Source organism: Salinicola socius (assembly GCF_001937195.1).
Lineage (GTDB): Bacteria > Pseudomonadota > Gammaproteobacteria > Pseudomonadales > Halomonadaceae > Salinicola > Salinicola socius.
In genome coordinates, this window is sequence record NZ_MSDO01000009.1 from 84,024 (window position 1) to 107,907 (window position 23,884).

Consider the following 23,884-nt stretch of genomic DNA (forward strand, 5'->3'; position numbering starts at 1 on the left):
GCGATATGCCTATTATCCCTTTTTCCGCCCTGGCGTGTCCGCTGGACGGCGATCCGATGCATCGCGAGGGCCAGACATGGCGCTGCGCGGCCGGCCACAGTTACGACATCGCCAGGCAGGGCTACACACATCTGTTGCCGGTGCAGCACAAGCGGTCTCGCGATCCGGGGGACAGCAAGGGGATGGTGGCGGCACGTCAGCGTTTTCTGAACGCCGGTCATTATCAGCCCGTGGCCGAGGCCGTCGCGGGGGCCGTGCTGGCGAAAGGGTCGACCTCGACAACGCTTCACTGTCTGGATGCCGGCTGCGGCGAGGGTTACTACCTGCGCCAACTGGCGCAGGCCGATAGTGACGTGTCGCTGTCACTGCTGGGCCTGGATATTTCCAAGTGGGCGGTGCTGGCTGCTGCCAAACAGGAGCGGGGCGCCACCAGACAGGAGGAGGAGGGACGCGCCAGTTGGGTGGTGGCCAGTAACGCCAACCTGCCGGTTCAGGACGGCTCACTGGACTGCGTGCTGTGCCTGTTCGGCTTTCCCGCTTATCCGGAGTTCGTCCGCGTGCTCAAGCCGGGGGGCGTGTTGATACAGGCCGATGTCGGACCGGATCACCTGCGAGAGCTACGGGAAATCATCTATCCCAGCCTGAAACCGGAGCGCGAGCGCCCGGCATTGGCGCCCGACGGACTGATCCCGTTGGAGGTCGAGACGATTCGCTACGTTCTGACCCTGGAAGAGCCGCAGGCCGTCGCCGATCTGCTGGCGATGACCCCGCATCTCTATCGCGCCAGTGCCGAGGGCCGCGCCAAGGCGGAAGCGTTGACGTCGCTCAGCGTGACCATCGACGTCCGCCTGAGGCGGCTCGAACGGCTGGCGTAGCTTGCGGGGATAAGGGAACTCGTGGAGACGCGTCGGGCTCGTCCTTTCAAAAAGCCCGGTGATGCAGGCAGTACTCGCCGGCCCACTCGATGGCGTCTTCGAAAGGCAGCGCCGGACTGTAATGGAATCCTTGCCCCAGATCGCAGCCGAGCGCTCTAAGCCGCGACTCGATCGCCCCATTTTCGACTCCCTCCGCGATGACAAGGCGTTTGAAGCTCTTCGAAAGGCCGATGATCGCGGCAACGATGGCCTCGTCCTCGGGATTGTCGAGCATACCGATGACGAAGGAGCGATCGATCTTGATCTTCTGGGTCGGAAAGGTCCGTAGATAGCTCAGCGATGATTGTCCCGTGCCGAAATCATCCAGCGACAGTTGCAGGCCGAGCCTTAGGCAACCCCGAATGTTGGCGACGATGGTATCCATGTCCTGCTGCGGCGAAGTGCTTTCCAGGATCTCCAGTGTCAGCTTCCCTACCAGCTCTTGATCATGCCTTGCGAGAGTCTGATGCAGGTGGTCGATGAAACCGCTGTCGAGAAAGCAGGAAGGATTGACGTTGACGCTGACGGCGTAGGGCAGGCCACGTTGCATGCAGTGTTCGAGTGCCGTCAGCCCCTTGTCGATGACGTACTTGCTCAGCTCGACATCGAGCCAGGTATTCTCGACATGGGGCAGAAAGCGCCCCGGAGGCAGGATCTCACCAGAAGGCAGGCGCCAGCGAAGTAACCCCTCGAAGCCGGCGACGGTATCGTCGCGGTAATCGATCTTGGGCTGATAAAACAGCTCCAGCCGTTGCTGTGAGAGAGCCTGGTGTACGTCGCCGACAATGGCGATACGCGCTCGCCGGGCATGATGAAGCTCGAGATCGAAACGGCAGTAGCCGTTCTTGCCGGCTTCCTTGGCCGAGTACATGGCTTGATAAGCGTGGTGTAGCAGCACGTCCACGTCCGCTTCGTCGCCGGGATAGCCAGTGATCCCCATGCTGGCCGTGAGGGCGTGAACGTGACCCGAGGTCTCTATGGGACTGCGAATCTGGTCGAGGATGCGCTGACAGGCCTCCGCCTGGAGTACGTCGCGCATGACGATGACGAATTCGTCTCCCCCCAGGTGAATGACGAGATCCTTGCGCCGTACCGCATCGCGAAGACGCGCCGCAACTGTCCGCAGCACCGCGTCACCGATATCGCTGCCATGCAGTTCGTTGATGCTCTTGAAGCCATCCAGATTGAGCAGGCACACGGAAAGGTGGCCCCGGTGCTGTCTGGCAAGTGTCAATTCCGCTTTCATCAGCGTTTGCAGGAAACGTCGGTTCGGCAGGCCCGTCAATGTATCGATGTCATCGAGCGTCAACCCTGGCGGTCGGCGGGTCAGCAGATGATGTCCGATCTCGTCCTCTATCTGGCTGGCGAGGACATGGAGCATGTCGAAATTCAGCGCTGCGGCCGAAACCGGTGACGTATGCACCAGACAAAGCGCGCCGATGCCGACACCCTCGTGATCTCGTACGGGCACACCGGCATAGAAACGCAAGCCAGGCGAGCCGACGACCAGAGGATGTCTGGTGAACTCGGGGTGACATCGTGCATCTTCGATGACGAAAAGCGCGTCGTGACGGAGCGTGCGATGCGCGAGCGAAAGCGCATCAGGGATGTCGGTCGATAACGCTCCTACGCGGGTTCTGCGCCACTGCTGATCTTCACCCGGCAGCGTGAACCAGGCATCCGTGACCTCGTAGTGCTGCCTAGCTATCCAACGCACCCGATCGACGCGCTCTTCAGTCAGTGCGTCGATGAGTGTTGCGTCATGCATGGCTTGCTGACGCCATGGTTCGTATCGATCCAGATTCACGGCGTGGCACCTCATCGAAAGCCGTCTGCGTTGCCCCATCCGTGTGGCATTCCAACAACCGCTCTATAGTAAACTTAGGACTCTGCGACTATGGTTGAGTGCTACAAATCGACAGGAGTTGAATTAATTATTCAATACAAATTTGAACCGTGGTTCAACTTAAATTGAACAAATAGTTCAAATTAAATCAATGGATGAAAAACAGTTGTTTGCGCTGCGTCTTCAAGCGGCTCTCACTGCCGCCGGGTATGAGTGTCGCCCTTCCGTTCTGGAACGCGAATTCAATTTGCGCTATTGGGGCGCGCCAATCACCTTTCAGGCCGTGCGCCGATGGTTACGGGGCGACTCGATACCTTCGCAGGACAAGTTGCAAGTGCTGGCGGGTTGGCTGGGCGTCGAACCCCAATTCCTGCGCTATGGCCAACAATCATCACAGGACCGGGGAGAGATGCAGGCAACTTGGGTGATACCCGTGGGCGGAGAAGAGGACGAAGTGTTGCGGATCTATCGGGGATTGACCGAAGAGCAGCGCAAGATCCTGCGGCAGGTGGTGTTGACGTTCGCGAGGGCCAATGGACTGCAGCCGGAGGATACCGAGGGATCCTCCTGACATGCATCGGCGACGGAGCCGATCGGATCGCGCTCCGTCGCCGCGTCCCGTTACCGCTGCCGCGATGCTGACATCTGCCCGCGGCGATAGTCGCCCTGACGATCCAGCATCCAGCCCGGATACTCCGGCGGCAGCGCGCTGACCTGGTCGAGGCGGTCCAGTTCGTCCTCGTCGAGACGCACCTCGGTGGCGGCGATATTGTCGTCGAGCTGATCGAGACGCCTGGCGCCGACGATGACGCTGGTCACGGCCCTCTGATGCAGGAGCCACGCCAGCGCGATCCGGGCAACCGACACGCCCTTGGTATCGGCTATTTCGCGCATGGTGTCGATGCAGTCGAAGCCGCGCTCCCGGTCCACCGGCGGGAAGTCGAAGGTGGCGCGTCGGTCGCCGGCCTGTGCTTCTCCGTCTCGCGTGTACTTGCCGCTGAGCAGCCCGCCGGCCAGCGGGCTCCAGACCATCAGTCCCAGCTTTTCGTTCTCCAGCAGCGGGACGATCTCGCGTTCGAGGTCGCGCCCGGCCACGGTGTAGTAGGCCTGTAACGATTCGAACCGGTGCCAGCCGTTCTGCCGGGCGATGCCCAGTGCCTTCATGATCTGCCAGGCCGCCCAGTTGGAGACGCCGAGGTAGCGTACGTGGCCGTGCTCGACCAGCGTGTGCAGCGCGCGTACGGTCTCCTCGATCGGCGTCGCGGGATCGAAGCCGTGGATCTGGTAGAGATCGATGTGATCGAGCTGCAGACGCTTCAGGCTCGCCTTGACGCCCTCCATGATGTGGTAGCGCGAAGCGCCGCGATTGTTGACCCCGCTGGAGCGGTAGGGATCGTCGGTGCCGGTGGGGCCGAAGACCTTGGTGGCGACGACGACATCGTCGCGCGCAACGCCGAGATTCCTGAGCGCCTGGCCGGTGATGACTTCGGACTGGCCCTGGGAGTAGACGTCGGCCGTGTCGATGAAATTGATGCCGGCGTCGAGAGCCCGGCCGACCAGCCTGTCGGCATCCGCCTGCTGCAGATTGCCGATCTGGCTCCACATCTCGCCGTTGCCGCCGAAGGTCATGGTGCCCAGGCAGAGCTCGGAGACGAACAGGCCGGTATTGCCCAGATTGCGGTAACGCATGGTGGTACTCCTCGTTATCGATGAGGGAAGGGACGACAGAGAATCGAGTATGGTCGACAGGGGGAAACGAGACTGGCTCGATCCGATCGGATCCTTGCCCAAAACTGCCAGAGGCAGCTCCTCGAGTGCCTTTCGGTGGCGGGTTGGGATAGGCTGGATCTCTCGTGGGGAGAGATATCGCAGTCATGAATCAACGAGTCGATGCGGTGACGCCGCTGTCCGGGAAGGAGATGGCGGCCGGGAACGACAGGGCGCTCGTGGGTTACCGCCAGGCACTGGTCGAGTTGCTCGATCGTCTGACACTGGGGCGCGAGGGGAAGTTGCCGAGCGCCATACCCGGGTTGTCGATCCATCGGCTGAGCGCGCCTCGGCCGCCGCAGTACGTGGTACACGATCCGGTGTTCAGCGTGATCGCCCAGGGCGCCAAGCGGCTCTCGATCGGGCAGGAGATCTACGAATACGACCCGATGCATTACCTGGTCTCGTCGGTCGACCTGCCGGTACTGGCGGACGTTTCCCGGGCCAGCCGGGAGGCGCCCTACCTCGGGTTGCGCCTGGATCTCGACGTCGAACTGATCGGCGAGCTGATCCATGACGATAACCTGGCGACCGTCTCGGCCACCGAACCGGCGCGGGGTCTCTACGTGAACCGGCTGGAAGCCCCGCTGCTGGAAACGGTGCTGCGTCTGCTGCGGTTGCTGGAGTCGCCGCAGGACATTCCGGTACTGGCGCCAATGATCAAGCGCGAGATCGCCTACCGCCTGCTTCGCCATGGGCACGGTGCCCGGCTCCGCCAGATCGCGCTGAAGGATAGCCAGACCCGGCGGATCGCCGCGGCGATCCGCCTGCTGCGCGAGCGTTACGCCGAACCGCTGCCGGTCGCCGTCATCGCCGGGAACGTGCATATGAGCGTGTCGTCGCTGCACCATCACTTCAAGGCGGTCACGGCGATGAGTCCCCTGCAGTACCAGAAGCAGCTGCGCCTGCAGGAGGCCCGGCGCTTGCTGCTTGCCGGGACCCTCGAGGTGACTGCGGTGGCGCAGCGTGTCGGCTACGAGAGTCCCTCCCAGTTCAGCCGCGAATATCGGCGCTGTTTCGGTCTGCCGCCGCAGCGGGACAGGCAGCGCTGGCGCCCCTAGCCGAGTGCCGGGATCACGCCATCATCGACGGCATCATGCGGTAATACGGATTGAACGGTATCCCTGGCGTACTGCCTACCATGATGGTCGGAATCGAGAGAGTGAAGAGGATTCGCGACAGCTCCTCGCGCCTGTTCCTGGTCGACAATAGGGTCAGATCCATCGAGCAGAAATCATTTCGGTCGATGCCCGTTCCGGTGGGGAAGACGATCACTTGTGGTGACAGCCATGAAATTTGCCCATGATCGATATGGTCAATGACTATCAGGCCGTGTGGCATGAAAAGCCAATAGCTATTACGCAGCCCTTGCGGCGCCTGATGTGGGCGTTTTCCCAGCCGGCGGCAGTGCGTGCCGCACCCCCGACAGATGCCGGCTCGTTGCCCTAAAGTTGGCCTGTGCCGGTTGGACAGCGCCTGGGGTTCACTCTATAAGTTGTGGTGCGCCCGTATCGGGCAACCGTCTTTTCTGAATCGGGTGAACGCGTTTGAGTTCTGGGCGGTTCAGGCGGGCAAAGTCGAGGCGATCGCGTCGCGAATCTGGCTCCGGGGCTATCGATTTCCCGCAGTGAAGGGCTTGTTGCGACAACCACGCCGAAGGGGTCGCCGCGTGGGTAGCAGTATCGAGGCGATCAATGCCTCGCATCAAAGAATTAGGGAGAGATCACCGTGACTAGCGACAATCGCAAACCGACAACGACAGATGCCGGTATTCCAGTGGCGAGCGAAGAAAACTCGCTTTCCGTAGGTCCGGATGGCCCGATCGTGCTTCACGATCACTATCTGATGGAGCAGATGGCGGCATTCAACCGGGAGATGATTCCGGATCGCCAGCCCCACGCCAAGGGCGGTGGTGCCTTCGGTCATTTCGAAGTGACCCACGACGTCAGCCGGTATACTCGAGCGAAATTTCTCCAGCCAGGCAAGACGACCGAGATGGTCGCTCGCTTCTCTACCGTCGCCGGTGAAAGCGGTAGCCCGGATACCTGGCGTGACCCGCGTGGCTTCGCGCTCAAGTTCTATACCGAAGATGGCAACTTCGACATGGTGGGCAACAATACGCCCGTCTTTTTCGTGCGCGATCCGATGAAGTTCCAACACTTCATTCACTCCCAGAAGCGCCGTGCGGACAATGGGTTGCGCGATCACGACATGCAGTGGGACTTCTGGACCATGGCGCCGGAGTCGGCCCACCAGGTGACCTGGCTCATGGGTGACCGCGGCGTGCCTGCCAGTTGGCGTCACATGAACGGATACTCCAGCCACACCTACATGTGGGTCAACGCACAGAGCGAGCGTTTCTGGGTCAAGTATCACTTCAAGACCGATCAGGGCATCAAGTGCATGACCCAGGAGCAGGCGGACCAGATGGCGGGCAGCGATGCCGACTATCACCGCCGCGACCTGTTCAATGCGATCAAGCGGGGCGACTACCCGACCTGGACGCTGCAGGTCCAGATCATGCCGTTCGAGGATGCCAAGACCTACCGCATCAATCCGTTCGATCTGACCAAGGTCTGGCCGCACGACGACTATCCGCTGATGGAAGTCGGCAAGATGACGCTGAATCGCAATCCGGAAGACTTCCATACCCAGATCGAGCAGGCTGCCTTCGAACCCAACAACATGGTTCCCGGTACCGGACTGTCGCCGGACAAGATGCTGCTGGCACGCTCCATCTCCTACGCCGACGCGCACCGCGCTCGTCTCGGAGTGAACTACAAGCACATTCCGGTCAATACGCCGAAGGTGCCGGTCAACAGCTACAGCAAGGGCGGCGCGATGCGCATGCATAACGCCAGCGACCCTGTCTATGCCCCCAACAGCAAGGGTGGCTCCAAGGCCGACCCAGAGCGTTACCCGGAAGATGCGGTATGGTCGGCGGACGGTGAGTTCGTTCGCGCCGCCTATACGCTGCGTCCGGCGGACGACGACTACAGCCAGGCCAACGATCTCGTCAACAAGGTGATGGACGATGCGGCCCGGGACCGTCTGGTCAACAACGTCGTCGGCCACGTTTCCGGCGGTGTCGAGGAGCCGGTTCTGTCCCGTGTTTTCGAGTATTGGCACAACATCGACGCGACCATCGGTCGTCGTATCGAGGAAGGTGTGAAGGCCAATCGCGGGCAGTGACGCGTTGCTGCCGGCACAGGTCTGAAGCTGTCGGCTAGCGAATTGAAAAGGCCCCGTTCACTCGCCGTGAACGGGGCCTTTTTACGTCACGATGCGATCAGAAGCTGCTCCACTCCTCGGTTTCCATCGGTGCTGTCTTCCCGGCGGGACGGGCGGGGCGAGCAGAGGTCGAAGATGCGCCGGAGGCCAGGGGCAGCGGTCGATGGTTGACGCTCGCCGGCGCTTCCTGATAACCACTGAAGAAGCCGACCTCGCGCGCCAGCAGCTCGGCCTGAACCTGCAGGTTCCCGGTAACACCGGTGGATTCCTCGACGAGGGATGCGTTCTGCTGAGTCACGCTGTCCATTTCCCCAACCGCGAGATTGATCTGCTGGATCCCCGTCGATTGTTCCCGGCTGGCCACGGCGATTTCCGATACCAGATCCGTCACCTTCTCGACGTTGCTGACGATGTTGGCCAGCGTTTCGCCGGAGCGGTTGACCAGTTCCGAACCGCGTGAGACTCGCTGTGCGCTCTCCGATACCAGTTGCTTGATCTCGCCAGCGGCATTGGCGCTGCGGCTTGCCAACTGACGGACCTCATGCGCCACCACCGCGAACCCCCGCCCTTGCTCGCCGGCCCGAGCGGCCTCGACGGAGGCATTGAGTGCCAGAAGGTTGGTCTGGAAGGCGATCTCGTCGATCATGCCGATGATGTTGGAGATCTGCTTGCTGGAGCTGTCGATCTGCTGCATCGCAATGATGGCTTCGTTGACGACTTCGCCACCCTGCTTGGCCTGAGTACTGACCTGGCTGGCGAGTTGGTCGGCCTGAACCGCATTGTCCGCATTCTGCCCGACGGTATTGGTGATCTGCTCCAGCGCCGCGGCGGTTTCCTGCAGGCTGGCGGCCTGTTCCTGGGTCCGCTGGCTCAGGTTCTCGTTACCGGCCGCCAGCTCGGCGGAGATCGATTCGACGTTTCTCGCGTTGCGTGCCACTTCGCCGATGACGCTGGAAAGCTTGTCGCGCATGCCGGCCATGGCATTCAGCATGCGGCCGAATTCGTCGCGGTAGCTGGCACTCAGGCGCGCACCGAGATCGCCCTTGGCCAGTGCCTCGGAGAACGCCGTGGCTTCACGCAGCGGGCGGAGAATGCCGCGAACCAGCCACCAGCCGATGGCGATGGCCACCAGCAAGCCGAGAAGGATCGCGCCGATGATCACCTTGCGGCTGAACTGATACTCCTCGACGCTCTGCTGGTAGCTGGCGAGGGTTGCCTGCCGTGCCCCTCGATAGAGCGAGGTGACCGTCTCGTAAAGATCGGCATAGATCTGGTTGATCTGCGCTTCACCCGCCTTGCCGCCGTCCAACTCGTTGCGAAGCGATTGCAGCTGCTGCTGGTAAAGATCGGCCAGTTGCCGCTCCGCGTCGTTCGACACCAGCGCCGGGTAGTAGTGGTTCCAGGCCTCGTCGGTGCGCTTGCGGTTCGCCTCGACCTCCCGTCGCTGTGCATCGGAGAGATTGCCGGCCCCAACCCTGGCGAAGATGGTGCGATTGTCGCCGATGGCTGCCCTCACAGTGGAGAGCTCGATCATTTCCTTAACATTCTCTCCGACGATGGATTGCATCGCCTGTTGAGCAGACCGAGTGCTCAACACACCCTGTACCCCGATACCGACCATCAGGGCGATCATCAGCCCCAATGCGATGATCAGCCTTGCCTTGACGCTTCTACCGATATCTAGCACTCGTATTCACCCCGCCGGATTGATATGGACCCGCCATTTTTTTCTGTGTCGCTGCACATGGCTTTTGGTTGCCGAACTGGCTCGGCTAGAGGTCTATCGGCGTGGTGAATCCTGGATTTAGCGGCTTGCGAGGAATTATTCGCTACTTTACGAGCCAGATTAGGGTAACGGGCTGTTTTGGCTCGTTTAGCAGCATGAATTAATTATGATTCGGACTGGGGCTTTCTCCGGCCTGAGTCGCTCTGTCACCCCTTGCGCTGCTTGATCTGATCTTTCAATTGCCCGGGTACCTGCTTGATGATCAGACGGTCGCGTTCGTCGTCGTACTCGATGCTGTTGCCGAGCAGGTGGGAATCGAAGCTGATCGAGACGCCGCTGGCACGTCCGGCGAAACGCTTGAACTGCTGCAGGGTGCGCTTGTCCGGCGGAATTTCGGCGGCGAGCCCGTAGTCCTGGTTGCGGATATAGTCGTAGAACGCCTTGGGCTGCGTTTCATCGACCAGCTCGGAAAGCTCGTCCAGCGTGATCGGCTCGCCGCGCTTGGCCTGACCGTTGGCGTAGTCGATCAGCGCTTCGGTCTTTTCGCGGCTGGCGTCCTCGGGCAGGTCTTCGCTCTCCACATAGTCGCTGAACGCCTTGAGCAGGGTGCGGGTCTCGGCGCCGGCGTTGACGCCTTCCTGACATCCCAGCCATTCCCGGAAAGCTTCCACCAGCTTCTTGTTGCCGCGGTCCTGCACATAGGTGATGTACTGGCGCGACTGTCCGCGCTGCCACTGAGTCAGATCGATTCGTGCCGCCAGCATCAATTGGCCGAGGTTGAGCTGCTGAACGGGGACGACGTTGAGGTCGGCATCGAAGCCGTAGCCGTCGCGCTGATGGAGCAGGGTCAGCGTCAGATACTCCGCCTCGCCCTGACGGGAGTGCACGAACCACCAGTGGCCGCCGATCGAAAGGTGGCCATCGATCAACGGCACCAGGCTTTCCGTGGTCTGACGCGTGAAATCGGTAAAGTTGATCTCACCGCGGCGGTAGCGCTCGAGCTCGAAGGCGAAACGGGACGTCGTCGATGGGGTTTCGGGGTTACCGTCGTCTGCGTCTTCTGTTTCGTTCCCGCTCGCCACGTCGCCTGGCTGGGCGTCCGCCTCTCGAAAATGCCCCCACGCCTTGGGTTTGCCGTGGAAGCTCGAAGTGAACGTCGCCAGTAGGGACTCTGCCATCGCGGTGTCGGTCATCGCCTCGCCGGGAGTCAACGTGGCGGGCTGTTCGTCGCTCCGTTTATCGAGGCGATGGGCGCAGGCTTGCAGTATCGGCATGAGATGGCTCGTGAAACGTGAAAGGGCAGGCCGCCACTCGGCAGCCCGCGCAAGAAAGAGGATATGGCTTGGCGCTCGTTCTTTCCGTGAGTTCCTCGCCCCCGTTCTTCGCCCCAGTTCCTCGCGCTAGCCGCAGGCGCAGTGGGCTTGGCGTGACGAACCTGACGTGACGAACCTGGCGTCAGGGGCGCAGTCGGTATCCGGTACGGAAGATCCAGCTGATGACAGCCAGGCTGGCCGCCAGGAAGACGCCGATCATTACCAGGCTGGCGACGATACTGACATCGCTGATGCCGTAGAAGCTCCAGCGGAAGCCGCTGACCAGATAGACCACCGGGTTGGCCAGCGTCACCGTTTGCCAGAATGGTGGCAGCATGTCGATGGCATAGAAACTGCCGCCGAGGAACGTCAGGGGCGTGATGATCAGCAGCGGGACCAGTTGCAGCTTCTCGAAGCTATCCGCCCAGATCCCGATGATGAAGCCGAGCAGACTGAAAGTGAGCGCGGTCAACAGCAGAAACAGCAGCATCATGAACGGGTGCAGGATGTGCAGGTCGACGAAGAAGTTGGCGGTGACGAGAATCACCAGCCCCAGGATCGCGGACTTCGAGGCGGCTGCGCCGACATAGCCGAGCACGATCTCGAAATACGAGATCGGCGCCGACAGCATTTCATAGATGGTGCCGGTGAACTTGGGGAAGAAGATCCCGAATGACGCGTTGGAGACGCTCTGCGTCAACAGCATCAGCATGATCAGGCCGGGCACGATGAAGGCGCCGTAGCTGACGCCTTCGACCTCCTGGATGCGCGAGCCGATGGCGGCGCCGAAAACGACGAAGTAGAGCGATGTCGAAATGACCGGCGATATCAGGCTTTGCAGCAGCGTGCGCCCGGCGCGGGCCATTTCGAAGATGTAGATGGAGCGGACGGCTTGCAGATTCATGGGCGCTCTCTGACCAGGTTGACGAAAATATCTTCCAGCGAACTTTGCTTGGTGTGCAGATCCTTGAAACGGATGCCTGCGGCCTCGATCTCGTTGATCAGCGCACTGACGCTGACATGGCCGTCATCCCCGGCATCGCTGGCGTCGTAGGTATAGACCAGCACGCTGCCTTCCTCGGCCAGGGTCAGCGGGTAATGCGCCAGCGCCGGCGGCACGCTGGCCAGCGGCGTCTGCAGGTGCAGCGTCAGTTGCTTGCTGCCGAGTTGACGCATCAGCGCCGCCTTCTCCCGCACCAGCACGATCTCGCCGCCGTTGATGACGCCGATACGATCGGCCATCTCCTCGGCTTCCTCGATGTAGTGCGTGGTCAGGATGATGGTCACGCCGCTATTGCGAAGTTCCCTGACCACTTCCCACATGTCGCGTCGTAGCTCGACGTCGACGCCGGCGGTGGGCTCGTCGAGAAACAGAATTTCAGGCTCGTGGGCCAGCGCCTTGGCGATCAGCACACGGCGCTTCATGCCGCCGGAGAGCGTGATCAGCTTGTTCTTGCGCTTGTCCCACAGCGACAGCGCCTTGAGTATGCGCTCGATATGGGCGTCATTGGGCGGCTTGCCGAACAGGCCACGGCTGAAGCGTACCGTGTTCCAGACGGTCTCGAAGGCGTCGCTGGTCAATTCCTGTGGCACCAGGCCGATCTTGGCGCGTGCCGCGCGATAGTCGGTGACGTTGTCGTGGCCATCGACCATCACGCTGCCGCTGCTGGCATTGACCAGTCCACAGATGATGCTGATCAGGGTCGTCTTGCCGGCGCCGTTGGGGCCGAGCAGTGCGAAGATCTCGCCGCGCTGGATCTCCAGGTCGATCTGCTTCAGCGCTTCGAAACCGGAATCGTAACGCTTGGAAAGACCGGTAATGGCAATCACCGGCGTTGGCTGGACGGCAGGCGTCTCGGTTCGTACCGTGCGCTCTGGTGCTGTGGGCGTCTCGTGATTCATGAAGGCGATACATCGTGACGTGGTGGGGGCCCACCATTGTAGGCGAAAAAGACCGCGGGCTGGACCCGGGCGTGATCGAGATCGCATCGGCATCGCGACGGCCGACGGAACAGCGGTCTCTTGTTGCGGCGAAACGGGCGCAATGGCGCAGAGTTGTCTATAACAAACAGGCAACATAAAAAATCATACAGGCAGGATCGGTGTCGAAACGACGCCGAGTTTTCCCGCAAGGAGGCCATTCATGCCACGTTCTTCCCTCATCAAACGTACTGCCATCGTGTTGTTCGCTGCCGTTCTCGGCGGAACTGCGCTATCGGCGTGTACCACGACCACCACGTCCGACCGCGAAAGCCGGCTGTCGCAGCGTGAACAGCTGGATCAGGACGTCCAGCAGACGCTGGACCGGCTCTATCGATCGGTCCCCGAATCGCGGTCGCTGGCACAGCAGGCCGAAGGGGTGCTGGTCTTCCCCGGCGTGCTCGGCGCCAGTTTCATCGTCGGGGCCAGCCATGGCGACGGCTCGCTGCTGATGGATGGTGCCAAGGCGGGTTACTACACCACGACCAGCGGCTCGATCGGGTTTCAGGCGGGCGCGCAGTCGCAGGCGGTCATCTATATGTTGATGACGGAAGAGGCGCTCAATCGCGTCCGTAGCGACAATGGCTGGTCCGTCGGTGCCAGTGCCGGCGTGGCCGTCGCGGACGTGGGTGCCAATGGTCAGATCACCAACAACACCGCCAACAAGGAAGTGGTCGCGTTCGTGATGAACAACCAAGGGATTCAGGGTGGCGTGTCGTTGGGCGGTGCCAAGATCTCCAAGGTCAGTCCCTGAACCGGATCCGACACGCAGGCGAGGCCGGACGGACGCCTCGGTTCATCAATTCCTGAAGGTCTGATGCCAGAAACCCACCGAAAGGTGGGTTTCCTGTTGGCGACCGAGAAGCCTTCCGTCGCGTCAGGCGCGTTCGGGTAGCTCGGCGTTGTGATAGACGTTCTGGACGTCGTCGAGATCGTTCAACATGTCGATGAATCTTTCGAACAGAGCGACATCATCGCCTTCCAGCGGCGTATGGGTCTGCGGTAGAAACTGAATTTCGTCGGCTTCGAACTCGAGTTCGCCGAAGGCATCGATCAGTGCCTGCTTGGCCTTGGCATACTCGGTATGCGGCGCGAACACCGTGATGTGGCCCGCCTCGTTCTCGATGTCGGTGACATCGACGTCGGCCTCCATCAGCGCCTCGAGCACCGCCTCCTCGTCTTCACCGGCAAAAGCGAAAATGGCGCAGTGGTCGAACATGTGGCTGACCGCGCCTTGTGTGCCGATCTTGCTCTTGGTCTTGGTGAAACAGCCGCGGACATCGCCGAAGGTGCGGTTCGGGTTGTCGGTCAGGCACTCGACGATCACCATGCAGTTGCCGGGACCGAAACCCTCGTAGCGGGCTGCCGAGAAATCCTCGCCGCCGCTGCCCTTGGCCTTGTCCAGCGCCTTGTCGATCACGTGCGAAGGAACCTGATCCTTCTTGGCCTTGTCGATCAGCCCGCGAAGCGTCAGGTTGCCGGAAGGATCGGTGCCGCCGGCCTTGGCGCAGACATAGATTTCGCGGCCATACTTGCTGTAGACCTTGGTCTTGGCGTCGGCCGTTTTGGCCATGGATTCCTTGCGATTCTGGAAGGCCCTACCCATTGTCACTACCTATCAGGTTGTCAACGACGGCGAGATTTTACGCAACATTGCGCCGATGTTGCAGGTTTATTTGGGCTTTATCGCACCAATTGGCTAGCCCGAGCCATGAGACGGCGTCAATCTCCTCGTGCTCTGGTATTCTGCCGCGCCTGAGCATGACGTGGTGAGGCCCAAGGTGTCCGCCGGTTGATTGCATCGCCCCTTCAACTCGATCAGGAGCATTTGCCGTGCCCGAGACCCATCACTCCGAGACGATTCGCCCCGAGGCTCGTCATGCCAAGGCGTTCTCCTCGCTGCCGCTGGCCGCGGAGCTTCTGGATAATCTCGAATCACTGGGCTATCTGGCGATGACGCCGATCCAGGCCGCCAGCCTGCCGCCGATCCTGCGCGGCCAGGACGTGATCGGCCAGGGCAAGACCGGGTCTGGCAAGACCGCTGCCTTCGGACTTGGCCTGTTGTCGGCGCTCGACGTCTCGCGCTTTCAGGTGCAGGCACTGGTGCTGTGTCCGACCCGCGAGTTGGCGGATCAGGTCGCCGAAGAGCTGCGTCGGCTGGCGCGGATGCTCGCCAACGTCAAGATTCTGGCGCTCTGTGGCGGCACGCCGCTGGGCCCGCAGTTGAATTCGCTATCGCATGGCGCGCATGTCGTCGTCGGTACGCCGGGACGTATCGAGGAACATCTGCGTAAAGCATCGCTGGATCTCTCGTCGCTCGCCGTGCTGGTGCTGGACGAGGCCGACCGCATGCTCGACATGGGGTTTCAGGCGGCGCTGGAGGCGATCGTCGCGGCGACCCCGACAGCGCGCCAGACACTGCTGTTCAGTGCCACCTATGGCGATAGCGTGCGCCCGGTCGCTGAGCGCATGCTGCGTGAGCCGGTGAACGTGGAAGTCGACTCGACCCACGATGAACGGAGCATTCGCCAGCACTTTCATCAGGTCGCCGACGAACCGGGCCGGCTCGCGGCGCTAAGCCGGCTGTTGCTGCACTACCGGCCGGAGTCCAGCGTGGTGTTCTGCAACACGCGTCGCGAGACTCAGACCGTGGCGGACGAGTTGGCCGCGGCCGGCTTCAGTGCCCAGGCGTTGCACGGCGATCTCGAGCAGCGCGATCGCGACCAGACCCTGATTCGCTTTGCCAACAAGAGCCTGTCGGTTCTGGTAGCGACCGACGTGGCCGCGCGTGGACTGGATATCGACGCGCTGGATGCAGTATTCAACTACCAGATCGCCCGGGAGCTCGAAGTCCACGTGCACCGCATCGGCCGGACCGGGCGCGCGGGCGCCAGTGGCGTTGCCTGCACGTTGGTGACCGAGAAGGAAGCCTATCGGCTCGAACGTCTGGAAGCCTTTCTTGGCGAGACGCTGACGCTCGAACCGTTGCCCGGTCGCTCGACCGCATCGCGGGAACCGTTCAAACCCCGCATGGCGACGTTGCAGATCGATGCCGGCAAGAAACAGAAAATCCGCCCGGGCGACGTGCTGGGGGCATTGACCAACGGCGACAACGCCCTCAGTGGCGACCAGGTCGGCAAGATCAAGGTGCTGGATCGCAGCGCTTACGTGGCGGTCGAGCGCGGTATCGCTCAACAGGCGCTGGCGACGTTGAGCGCCGGCAAATTGAAAGGGCGCAGCTGTCGAGTGCGCCGAATCGGACGCTGAGGGATAACGAGGACCTGTGAGGATAGCGAAAGCATGAAAGTACCCAAGCGATTGCAGCCGCTGGTCGAGGATGGCCTGGTGGACGAGGTCGTCAGTCAACTGATGAGCGGCAAGGAAGCCCAGGTTTTCGTCGTTCGCTGTGGAGATGAGTTGCGCTGCGCGAAGGTGTTCAAGGAAGCCAAGCAGCGCAGTTTCAAGCAGGCGGTGGCCTATCAGGAAGGGCGCAAGGTGCGTAACAGCCGCCGTGCGCGGGCGATGTCGAAGAAGACCCGCTACGGCCAGCGCGAGCAGGAGTCGGCGTGGCTGAATGCGGAAGTCGACGCGCTCTACCGCCTCGCCGAGGCGGGCGTGCGGGTACCGACGCCACATGGCTTCGTCGACGGCGTGCTGCTGATGGAGATGATCGTCGACGCCGATGGTGACGTCGCGCCGCGCCTCGACGACGTCGAGCTGACACCGGAACTGGCGCTCGAGTATCACCAGCGCCTGATCGGCGAAATCGTGCAGATGCTGTGCGCCGGTCTGATTCACGGCGATCTCTCCGAATTCAATATTCTGGTGGGTGCCGAGGGGCCGGTGATCATCGATCTGCCCCAGGCGGTCGATGCTGCCGGCAACAACAACGCGCCCTGGATGCTGGTTCGCGACGTCGACAACCTGCGCAGCTATTTCGGCCGCTACGCGCCGGCGCTGCTGAAGACCGACTACGGCAAGGAGATCTGGGCGCTCTACGAAGCCGGCGAACTGCATTCCGACGTTCGTCTGACCGGTCGCTATACCCCGGATACGACGCTGGTCGATGTCAGCAATGTCATGCAGGTGATCGACGCCGCCCGTGAAGAAGCGGCGGAGCGTCAGGAGCGGGAACAGGACGATGACGAGGAGAGCTGGTAAAGCGTCGTGCTGACAACTTTCGGCACCGTTTTGTCGGCCTGGCTTGATCCTGGCCGGAGCAGAACGTCTACACTTTGAGCACCCCATCAAGCGGTCTTTCGAGATCGTTTCGTTCAAGGAGTGCTTCATGCGAGTCATCAATCTCAAATCACCCGGTGGCCTGGACCAGCTCAATCTTCATGAGGTCGAAGGCCCCGGCGAGCCAGGGCCGGGGGAAATTCAGGTCCGCCTCCACGCCAGTTCGCTCAATTTCCACGACTATATTGTCGCCAGCGGGAAATCCCCGACCGAGGAAGGTCGGATCCCCATGGCTGACGGTGCCGGTGTCGTCGAAGCCGTGGGCAAGGGCGTCACCGAGTTCAGGGCCGGTGATGCCGTCGTTTCCACGTTCTTCCCGCACTGGCTCGATGGGCCGGCGCGCGTTGCCGACTTCAAGACGGTGCCGGGCGATGGCGTCGACGGCTACGCCCGCGAGCAGGTGGTACGACCGGCCCAGTGGTTCACCCATGCCCCCGAGGGCTACACCCATGCCGAGGCCGCCACGCTGACCACGGCCGGCCTTACGGCCTGGCGTGCGCTGATCGTCGACGGTGGCCTGAAGGCGGGCGATACGGTGCTGACGCTGGGTACCGGCGGGGTGTCGATCTTCGCGCTGCAGCTGGCCAAGGCCATGGGCGCGACGGTCATCTCGACGTCGTCCTCCGAGGAGAAGATCGCGCGGCTGAAAGCGCTGGGTGCCGATCATACGATCAACTACCGCGAAGAGCCGGAGTGGGGCAGGAAAGTGCAGGAACTGACCCACGGACGCGGTGCCGATCACGTCATCGAAGTCGGCGGGCCGGGCACCCTGCCGCAATCCATCGATGCTGTCGCCATCGGTGGGCATATTTCGCTGATCGGCGTGCTGACCGGTCGCGGTGGAGATATCCCGACGTCCAAGCTGATGGCGAAACAGGCCCGGCTTCAGGGCTTGATCGTCGGCAGCCGTCAGCATCAGATCGAGATGATCCGTGCCCTTGAGGTGATCGAACTCAAGCCGGTCATCGACTGCTCGTTCCCGCTGGATCGGATTGCCGATGCCTTCCGCCATCAGGAGTCCGGCAAGCACTTCGGCAAGATCTGCCTGGAATTCTGATCGTCACACCGGCGCGGAAATGCCAATCTCCGCGGCCCGACAGACAGCCGTAAACGCAAAGCGCCGCCGGAACATTTCCGGCGGCGCTTTTTCATGGGCTCTGACGTTCTTGAGTACTTTGACTGTCTTGACGGAGGTTACGAGCCAGACTTGCGAGAGGCGGGGCGCAGATCGTAGTCGAAATACTGGTGCATCAGGGTTTCGAACGTACCGTCTGCATAGACGCTATCCAGCGCCTGATCGAAGGTCTCGGCGAGATCCTTGTCGCGTGGGCGCACCGCGATCGCGTTGCCCTTGCCGAAAATCGACTCCGGGCTATCGAGCCGGGGGCCAACCTGAACGTATTGGCTGTCGGGGCTGCCGATCTCCAGAGTATCCAGGGCGACCGGATAGTTGAGAAACGCCAGATCCAGGCGCTGCGATTCCAGATCCAGCGCGACATCCGCCGCCGTGGCGTAACGCTGAACGTCGAGCTTGTCGCCATACTGCTGGGTGATGTAGCTATCCTGCGTGGTGCCTCGCTGCACGCCCACCGACAGTCCCTTCAGCGACGCCGTATCGTCGAGAGAGATATCGCTGCCGCGTCGCGCCACCCAGACCTTGGGTGACATGGCGTAAGGCCTGGTAAACAGCACCTGGCGTTCGCGAGCCGGGGTGATCCGCATCGATGACATGATGGCGTCGTACTTGCGAGAGAGCAGCCCGGGAATGATGCCATCCCAGCCCTGAACCACCCACTCGCAGTCGAGCTTGGCCCGCTCGCAGAGCGTGTTGCCCAGATCGATCTCGAACCCTTCCAGCTCGCCGTCGGCGTTGCGGTACTCGAACGGCGGGTAGGGCACGTCTACGGCGATACGGACGTGCTGAGGCGCGGCGGCATGGGCGCCGGCCGCCAGGCCCAGGCCGACGGTCAATACCGCGAGAGGACGGGCAAGACGAAGATTGAATCGTTGTGTCACGCAATGATCCTCATATTGTTGTGGTGATGGGATTCCACCGTCCGATCATCGCGCAGGGCAGTAATGAAGACCAGAGGGAGAACACGAGGGAGAACATCTCCTCCCATGACTATCGGCGTGCGGACGATGCCGGGCTGGCAGCGCTTGCCGCCCGGATCCGGGCCAGCGGCGACGCGGGCTGAGCTGTGGGGGAATCGCCTTCCCATGGCGCCGGCCAACCTGTAACTTGGCGTTATCGCCGCCTGGGCCCCGAGCATTCGGGAACCCTCGTGGCTTCGATTTCCAATCTTCTCCAATCGGGAACCTTCCATGCAGACACCTGTGACCGCCTTGCCCGCCGCCGCTCGTCAACCGTGGCGGTGGATGCTGCTGCTGGTACTGATGCTGTCGCTCTCCGGCTGCGGCATCAACAATATTCCGACACTGGACGAGAAGGTGAAGTCGGCCTGGTCCCAGGTCGAGAACCAGTATCAGCGCCGCGCGGATCTGGTCCCCAACCTGGTACAGACGGTGAAGGGTTTCGCCAGCCAGGAGCGCGAGACGCTGACGGCCGTCGTCGAGGCGCGCGCCAAGGCGACCTCGATCCAGGTCGACGCCGATTCGCTGAACGATCCGCAGAAGCTGCAGCAGTTCCAGCAGGCCCAGAGCCAGCTGACCGGCGCGCTGAGCCGATTGATGGCGGTTTCCGAACGCTATCCCGATCTGAAGTCGAACCAGAATTTCCTGGCCCTGCAGTCGCAGCTGGAAGGCACCGAGAATCGGATCGCGGTGGCACGTCGCGACTTCATCCAGGCGGTCGAGGCGTACAACACCGAGATCCGCACCTTCCCCGGCAAGATCTGGCATAGCGTGCTCTACAGCGACATGCCGATTCGCGAGAACTTCGAGGCGACAGCGGAAGATGCCGATCAGGCACCCAAGGTGGAGTTCTGATGCCGGTATTGATGCGACAACGGATTCGACGATCGTGTACTCGCGCCATTTCGCTGACGCTGGGCCTCTGGCTGCTGACGTTTGCGCTGGTCGCGCAGGCGGCGCCGGAGTTCCCCGATCTTACCGGACGTGTGGTCGACAATGCCGAGCTTCTCGACGCTTCGACCCGATCCCAGCTGACCGACATGCTGGCGGCCCATGAGGAGGCGACGGGTGAACAAGTCGTCGTGGTGACGCTGCCGAACCTGCAGGGCGAGGCGATCGAAGACTACGGCTATCAGCTCGGCCGCCACTGGGGCATCGGCCAGAAGGGCGAGGATACCGGCGCGCTGCTGATCGTGGCGGTGGATGAACGTGCCGTGCGTATCGAGGTCGGTTATGGCCTCGAGGGCCGGCTGACCGACGCTCAGTCTTCGATGATCATCAATCAGATCATTACCCCGGCCTTTCGCGACGGCGACTTCGCCGGCGGAATTACCCGCGGCGCCCAGGCGATGGTCGAGGTGCTGGGGGGCGATCCCTCGGCGGAAACGGCACCGCAGCAACCCGATCGGCAGGCGTCGCGCCATATTGGCGGCGCCGGTTTCTGGTTCTTCGCGCTGTTCATGATCGTCATGCTGATCGTCCGTAGTGGCGGCGGTGGTGGTGGTGGCCGCGGTGGCAAACGACGTCGGCGCGGGGGCTTCATGGGTGGCTTGCTGATGGGCGGGGCGCTTGGAGGCTCCGGTGGCTTTGGCGGCGGTGGTTTCGGCGGTGGCGGCTTCGGCGGCGGCGGCGGTGGTTTTGGCGGCGGCGGTGCCTCCGGTGGCTGGTAGACGACAGGATAACGACAGCATGGCTTTATTGAATGAAAGCGAACAACGGCAGGTCGGCGATGCGATCACGCGAATCGAGCGCGATACCGACGCCGAGGTCGTCACTGTCCTGGCGCGTCAGGCCGATGATTACACCTATATCCCGCTGCTGTGGGCCGGACTGACGGCGCTCATCGTCCCCGGTGCGCTGAGCGTGATCGCCAGCTGGCTGGGGTGGCTGGACGGCATCAGCGCCTGGTACCTGCTGCTGGTGCAGTGGCTGCTCTTCATCGTGCTGGCGGTGGTGTTTCGGTTGCCGTCGGTGCTGACGCGGCTGATCCCGCGCCAGGTGCGCTTCTGGCGCGCTTCCAATCTGGCGCGGCGGCAATTTCTGGACCAGAACCTGCACCACACCGATGCGGGCACCGGCATGCTGATCTTCGTCTCGGAGGCCGAGCGTTACGTCGAGATTCTCGTCGACCGGGGGATTTCGGAGCGGCTGGACGATGACACCTGGCAGTCGATCGTGGTCAGCTTCACGGCCAAGGTGAAAGCCGGAGAAACCTTGCAGGGTTTCCTTGAGTGCATCGAGGGTTGCGGCGAGTTGTTGAAGGTTAACGTCCCGGCGACACATGAGCGCAACGAGTTGCCCAACCGACTCGTCGTGCTCGACTAGACTTTCGATCCCGATCCCGATCCCGATCCCGATCCCGATCCCGATCCCGATCGCTAGATCCGGTCCGATCGCTAGATCCGGTCCGATCACCGGCCGGATACGACAACGCCACCGTCATTGACGGTGGCGTTGTCGTTGGATGCCGGGTGGAATGTCGGGTATCAGACGTTGCCGTTGGGGGTGCCACCACCGCTACGTCGTTGGCCACCGCCGGAGCGCTGACGGCGTTGCGCCGGTGCATCACCATTGCGATTGCCACCGTCGCTCCGGTTGCCATTGGTATTGCCGCGGTTATCGTCGCGTGCGCTGCGCTGGCTCGATGAGGTGCTACGCCCACCGCCATTGCCACGCCCACCACCGTTGCTGCCGCGTGCGCCACCGCCGCTATTGCCGCGTCCGCCACCACCATTGCCGCTGCGCCCGCCACCGTTGCTGCGGCGCTGGCCGCCACGAGGCTGGCGATCTTCGTTCTCGTCGACCTTGGGGCCGCCGCCGGGCGTCGGTTCGAAACCTTCCACTGCCTGACTGTTCAAGCGCTGACTGATCAGACGCTCGATGCCGGCCAATTCCTTCTTTTCGTCCAGGCTGACCAGCGAAACGGCCTGCCCGCTGGCGCCAGCACGACCGGTACGACCGATACGGTGAACGTAGTCTTCCGCCACATTGGGAAGCTCGAAGTTGACGACCTGCGGCAACTGATCGATATCCAGCCCGCGGGCGGCGATGTCGGTGGCGATCAGTGCACGAACACCGCCGCTCTTGAAGTCGGCCAGCGCTTTGGTACGCGCATTCTGACTCTTGTTGCCGTGAATCGCCGCGGCTTCGATCCCCTGACCCTCGAGATACTTGGTCAGACGGTTGGCGCCATGTTTGGTGCGGGTGAAGACCAGCACCTGCTGCCACTGATGGGTCTGGATCAGATGCGACAGCAAGGCCGGCTTGCGGCTCTTGTCCACCGGATGCACCCATTGGGTCACCGTGGCGGCGGCGGCGTTGCGCGGCGTGACCGACAACTCGACCGGATCGTTGACCAGGCCCTTGGCCAGCTTGCGGATATCGTTGGAGAAGGTCGCCGAGAACAGCAGGTTCTGACGCTGCTTGGGCAGCACGGCCAGAATCTTGCGGATATCGTGGATGAAGCCCATGTCGAGCATGCGATCCGCTTCGTCGAGGACCAGCACTTCGAGCTTGTCGAAGCGAACCACCTTCTGCTGATAGAGATCGAGCAGACGGCCAGGTGTGGCGACGAGGATGTCGACGCCCTGACGTAGCGTGGCGATCTGCGGATTGATCTTGACCCCGCCGAAGACCACGGCGCTCTTGAGCGGCAGGTGCTTGCCGTAGGTCACCACGCTCTCGCCAACCTGCGCGGCGAGTTCACGGGTTGGGGTCAGGATCAGCGCACGCACCGGAATCTGTGAACCGCCCCGAGGGCGTTCACCTTGAGACAGGCGGTGCAGGATCGGCAGGGTGAATCCTGCGGTCTTGCCGGTGCCGGTCTGTGCGGCCGCCATGACGTCTCTTCCCTCGAGGACGGCAGGAATCGCCTGTGACTGAATCGGGGAGGGAGTGTCGTAGCCCTGTTCGGCAACGGCTTTCAGCAACGGGGCACTAAGGCCCAGTGAGTCAAAACTCATTCGGTATTCTCTAGGTCGCGGCGATTAGCGAAGCGAAGCGGCTAAGCTCTACCGGGAAATGCCAGTGCTGGCTGATGCGCCTGGAGGCGGCAAATAGGAGGGTCGTCAACTCTTTCAGCTTCGCGTGACGACGGTCAGACAGGTAACGGCGTTGGGGCTGCAGCTTAACGCATGTGGACTCGCGCCGCCATCCCGGTACCGCGACTATCGTCGAATGAGGCCCGGCGCCGGCTTTGGAATGAAGCGGACCAATGAGAGGAGCCTGGCAGCTCGCCTGCAGCCGAAGTAAGGACTGACTGGGGCGAGGGAAGACGATTGGGGGAAGTCGTTGAGCGAAGTCAGTCATAGACAGGCCGTCATGCCCGGCACTGGCTATGCTGGATAGCGACACGCTTTCTGGATCTGCTTAACGGACAGGAGAACGATAATGCACAAGAGTCGTCTGGCGGCACTCGTCATCGATAGCCAGGGCGAGGAGAAATCTTCCGCCATCGATTTCTGGGCCCGGGCACTGGGCTGGCCTTGTCAAGAGACCGACGACAAGTACGGCAAGCTGGCCACGCCTCCGGATCAGCCCGATGTGTTGATCCAGCAGGTGGATCATCCCAGCCGGGTTCATCTGGATATCGAAAGCGACGATATCGAGGCAGAAGTGACCCGGCTGGAAGGGCTGGGTGCGACGGTGATCGAGCGGCGGGAACGCTGGACGGTGATGGAGGCGCCTACCGGCCATCGGTTCTGTATCGTTCATCCGCAGCGACCGGATTTCGCCGACGCCGATAACGTCAACGTCTGGTCCTGACTTGGTCAAC

Annotated in this window: 23 protein-coding genes; 13 read left to right on the top strand and 10 right to left on the bottom strand. The window is 62.1% G+C overall.

The window, feature by feature from the left end; genetic code table 11:
• Positions 1-5: 5 nt before the first annotated feature.
• Positions 6-875 carry a putative RNA methyltransferase gene (locus tag BTW07_RS07500; RefSeq protein WP_075569551.1) on the top strand — a complete coding sequence of 290 codons (870 nt, stop codon included), beginning with the start codon at positions 6-8 and terminating at the stop codon, positions 873-875.
• Positions 876-921: 46 nt separating this feature from the next.
• Here BTW07_RS07500 and BTW07_RS07505 read toward each other — a convergent pair whose 3' ends face one another.
• Positions 922-2,721 carry a putative bifunctional diguanylate cyclase/phosphodiesterase gene (locus BTW07_RS07505; protein WP_110661311.1) on the bottom strand — a complete coding sequence of 600 codons (1,800 nt, stop codon included), beginning with the start codon at positions 2,719-2,721 and terminating at the stop codon, positions 922-924.
• A 190-nt stretch (positions 2,722-2,911) separates the two neighbouring features.
• Between BTW07_RS07505 and BTW07_RS07510 the strand changes: the two genes are divergently transcribed.
• Entirely contained in the window at positions 2,912-3,331 is a 420-nt protein-coding gene (locus BTW07_RS07510; RefSeq protein WP_075569553.1) for a transcriptional regulator, read from the top strand.
• A gap of 50 nt (positions 3,332-3,381) precedes the next feature.
• Here the strand turns inward: BTW07_RS07510 and BTW07_RS07515 are convergent, their stop codons facing one another.
• Complete coding sequence (locus BTW07_RS07515; RefSeq protein ID WP_075569554.1) at positions 3,382-4,449, bottom strand: aldo/keto reductase; 1,068 nt, start codon at positions 4,447-4,449, stop codon at positions 3,382-3,384.
• Positions 4,450-4,634: 185 nt separating this feature from the next.
• On the opposite strand from BTW07_RS07515, the gene BTW07_RS07520 reads away from it, so the two are divergent.
• Positions 4,635-5,588 carry an AraC family transcriptional regulator gene (locus tag BTW07_RS07520; RefSeq protein ID WP_083941635.1) on the top strand — a complete coding sequence of 318 codons (954 nt, stop codon included), beginning with the start codon at positions 4,635-4,637 and terminating at the stop codon, positions 5,586-5,588.
• A 13-nt stretch (positions 5,589-5,601) separates the two neighbouring features.
• Here BTW07_RS07520 and BTW07_RS19605 read toward each other — a convergent pair whose 3' ends face one another.
• On the bottom strand, positions 5,602-5,868 hold the full coding sequence (locus tag BTW07_RS19605) for a hypothetical protein (protein WP_144076862.1): 267 nt from the start codon (positions 5,866-5,868) through the stop codon (positions 5,602-5,604).
• Between the two features lie 387 nt (positions 5,869-6,255).
• On the opposite strand from BTW07_RS19605, the gene BTW07_RS07525 reads away from it, so the two are divergent.
• A complete protein-coding gene (locus BTW07_RS07525) occupies positions 6,256-7,719 on the top strand; it encodes a catalase (protein WP_075569555.1) in 1,464 nt (487 codons plus the stop codon).
• A gap of 97 nt (positions 7,720-7,816) precedes the next feature.
• Here the strand turns inward: BTW07_RS07525 and BTW07_RS07530 are convergent, their stop codons facing one another.
• The 4 genes from BTW07_RS07530 to BTW07_RS07545 all read right to left on the bottom strand — a co-directional run bounded on the left by BTW07_RS07530 (position 7,817) and on the right by BTW07_RS07545 (position 12,699).
• On the bottom strand, positions 7,817-9,445 hold the full coding sequence (locus tag BTW07_RS07530) for a methyl-accepting chemotaxis protein (protein WP_083941637.1): 1,629 nt from the start codon (positions 9,443-9,445) through the stop codon (positions 7,817-7,819).
• A gap of 245 nt (positions 9,446-9,690) precedes the next feature.
• Entirely contained in the window at positions 9,691-10,758 is a 1,068-nt protein-coding gene (locus BTW07_RS07535) for a nucleoid-associated protein (protein ID WP_075569556.1), read from the bottom strand.
• A 181-nt stretch (positions 10,759-10,939) separates the two neighbouring features.
• A complete protein-coding gene (locus tag BTW07_RS07540) occupies positions 10,940-11,701 on the bottom strand; it encodes an ABC transporter permease (RefSeq protein ID WP_075569557.1) in 762 nt (253 codons plus the stop codon).
• The gene (locus tag BTW07_RS07545; protein ID WP_083941639.1) at positions 11,698-12,699 is read right to left on the bottom strand and encodes an ABC transporter ATP-binding protein; all 1,002 of its coding nucleotides are present in this window, start codon (positions 12,697-12,699) and stop codon (positions 11,698-11,700) included. The genes BTW07_RS07540 and BTW07_RS07545 overlap by 4 nt, the downstream gene beginning before the upstream one ends.
• Positions 12,700-12,940: 241 nt before the next feature.
• Here BTW07_RS07545 and BTW07_RS07550 point away from each other — a divergent pair, with 241 nt between their 5' ends.
• Positions 12,941-13,531 carry a BPSL1445 family SYLF domain-containing lipoprotein gene (locus tag BTW07_RS07550; RefSeq protein ID WP_075569558.1) on the top strand — a complete coding sequence of 197 codons (591 nt, stop codon included), beginning with the start codon at positions 12,941-12,943 and terminating at the stop codon, positions 13,529-13,531.
• Between the two features lie 123 nt (positions 13,532-13,654).
• On the opposite strand, the gene BTW07_RS07555 is transcribed toward BTW07_RS07550, so the two are convergent.
• On the bottom strand, positions 13,655-14,383 hold the full coding sequence (locus BTW07_RS07555; protein WP_075569559.1) for a YebC/PmpR family DNA-binding transcriptional regulator: 729 nt from the start codon (positions 14,381-14,383) through the stop codon (positions 13,655-13,657).
• A 227-nt stretch (positions 14,384-14,610) separates the two neighbouring features.
• Between BTW07_RS07555 and dbpA the strand changes: the two genes are divergently transcribed.
• The 3 genes from dbpA to BTW07_RS07570 all read left to right on the top strand — a co-directional run bounded on the left by dbpA (position 14,611) and on the right by BTW07_RS07570 (position 18,073).
• Positions 14,611-16,044 carry an ATP-dependent RNA helicase DbpA gene (dbpA, locus tag BTW07_RS07560; protein WP_244158326.1) on the top strand — a complete coding sequence of 478 codons (1,434 nt, stop codon included), beginning with the start codon at positions 14,611-14,613 and terminating at the stop codon, positions 16,042-16,044.
• 33 nt (positions 16,045-16,077) lie between these two features.
• Complete coding sequence (locus BTW07_RS07565) at positions 16,078-16,938, top strand: PA4780 family RIO1-like protein kinase (RefSeq protein ID WP_075569560.1); 861 nt, start codon at positions 16,078-16,080, stop codon at positions 16,936-16,938.
• A gap of 127 nt (positions 16,939-17,065) precedes the next feature.
• The gene (locus BTW07_RS07570; RefSeq protein WP_075569561.1) at positions 17,066-18,073 is read left to right on the top strand and encodes a zinc-dependent alcohol dehydrogenase family protein; all 1,008 of its coding nucleotides are present in this window, start codon (positions 17,066-17,068) and stop codon (positions 18,071-18,073) included.
• A gap of 137 nt (positions 18,074-18,210) precedes the next feature.
• Here BTW07_RS07570 and BTW07_RS07575 read toward each other — a convergent pair whose 3' ends face one another.
• Positions 18,211-19,032, bottom strand: a complete 822-nt coding sequence (locus BTW07_RS07575; protein ID WP_075569562.1) for a transporter substrate-binding domain-containing protein — start codon at positions 19,030-19,032, stop codon at positions 18,211-18,213.
• Here BTW07_RS07575 and BTW07_RS20025 point away from each other — a divergent pair.
• From BTW07_RS20025 to BTW07_RS07595, 4 genes are all read left to right on the top strand, one after another.
• Complete coding sequence (locus tag BTW07_RS20025; RefSeq protein WP_208605386.1) at positions 19,026-19,214, top strand: hypothetical protein; 189 nt, start codon at positions 19,026-19,028, stop codon at positions 19,212-19,214. The two genes, BTW07_RS07575 and BTW07_RS20025, sit on opposite strands and share 7 nt — an antisense overlap.
• 127 nt (positions 19,215-19,341) lie before the next feature.
• Positions 19,342-19,965 (top strand): LemA family protein, encoded by a 624-nt coding sequence (locus BTW07_RS07585; RefSeq protein ID WP_075569564.1) that lies wholly within the window; start codon positions 19,342-19,344, stop codon positions 19,963-19,965.
• On the top strand, positions 19,965-20,780 hold the full coding sequence (locus BTW07_RS07590; protein WP_083941641.1) for a TPM domain-containing protein: 816 nt from the start codon (positions 19,965-19,967) through the stop codon (positions 20,778-20,780). Before BTW07_RS07585 ends, BTW07_RS07590 begins: the two co-directional genes overlap by 1 nt.
• 19 nt (positions 20,781-20,799) lie before the next feature.
• Complete coding sequence (locus BTW07_RS07595) at positions 20,800-21,435, top strand: TPM domain-containing protein (protein ID WP_075569565.1); 636 nt, start codon at positions 20,800-20,802, stop codon at positions 21,433-21,435.
• Positions 21,436-21,596: 161 nt separating this feature from the next.
• Here the strand turns inward: BTW07_RS07595 and BTW07_RS07600 are convergent, their stop codons facing one another.
• Positions 21,597-23,072 (bottom strand): DEAD/DEAH box helicase, encoded by a 1,476-nt coding sequence (locus tag BTW07_RS07600; RefSeq protein WP_075569566.1) that lies wholly within the window; start codon positions 23,070-23,072, stop codon positions 21,597-21,599.
• 427 nt (positions 23,073-23,499) lie between these two features.
• Here BTW07_RS07600 and BTW07_RS07605 point away from each other — a divergent pair, with 427 nt between their 5' ends.
• A complete protein-coding gene (locus BTW07_RS07605) occupies positions 23,500-23,874 on the top strand; it encodes a VOC family protein (RefSeq protein ID WP_075569567.1) in 375 nt (124 codons plus the stop codon).
• Positions 23,875-23,884 lie beyond the last annotated feature (10 nt).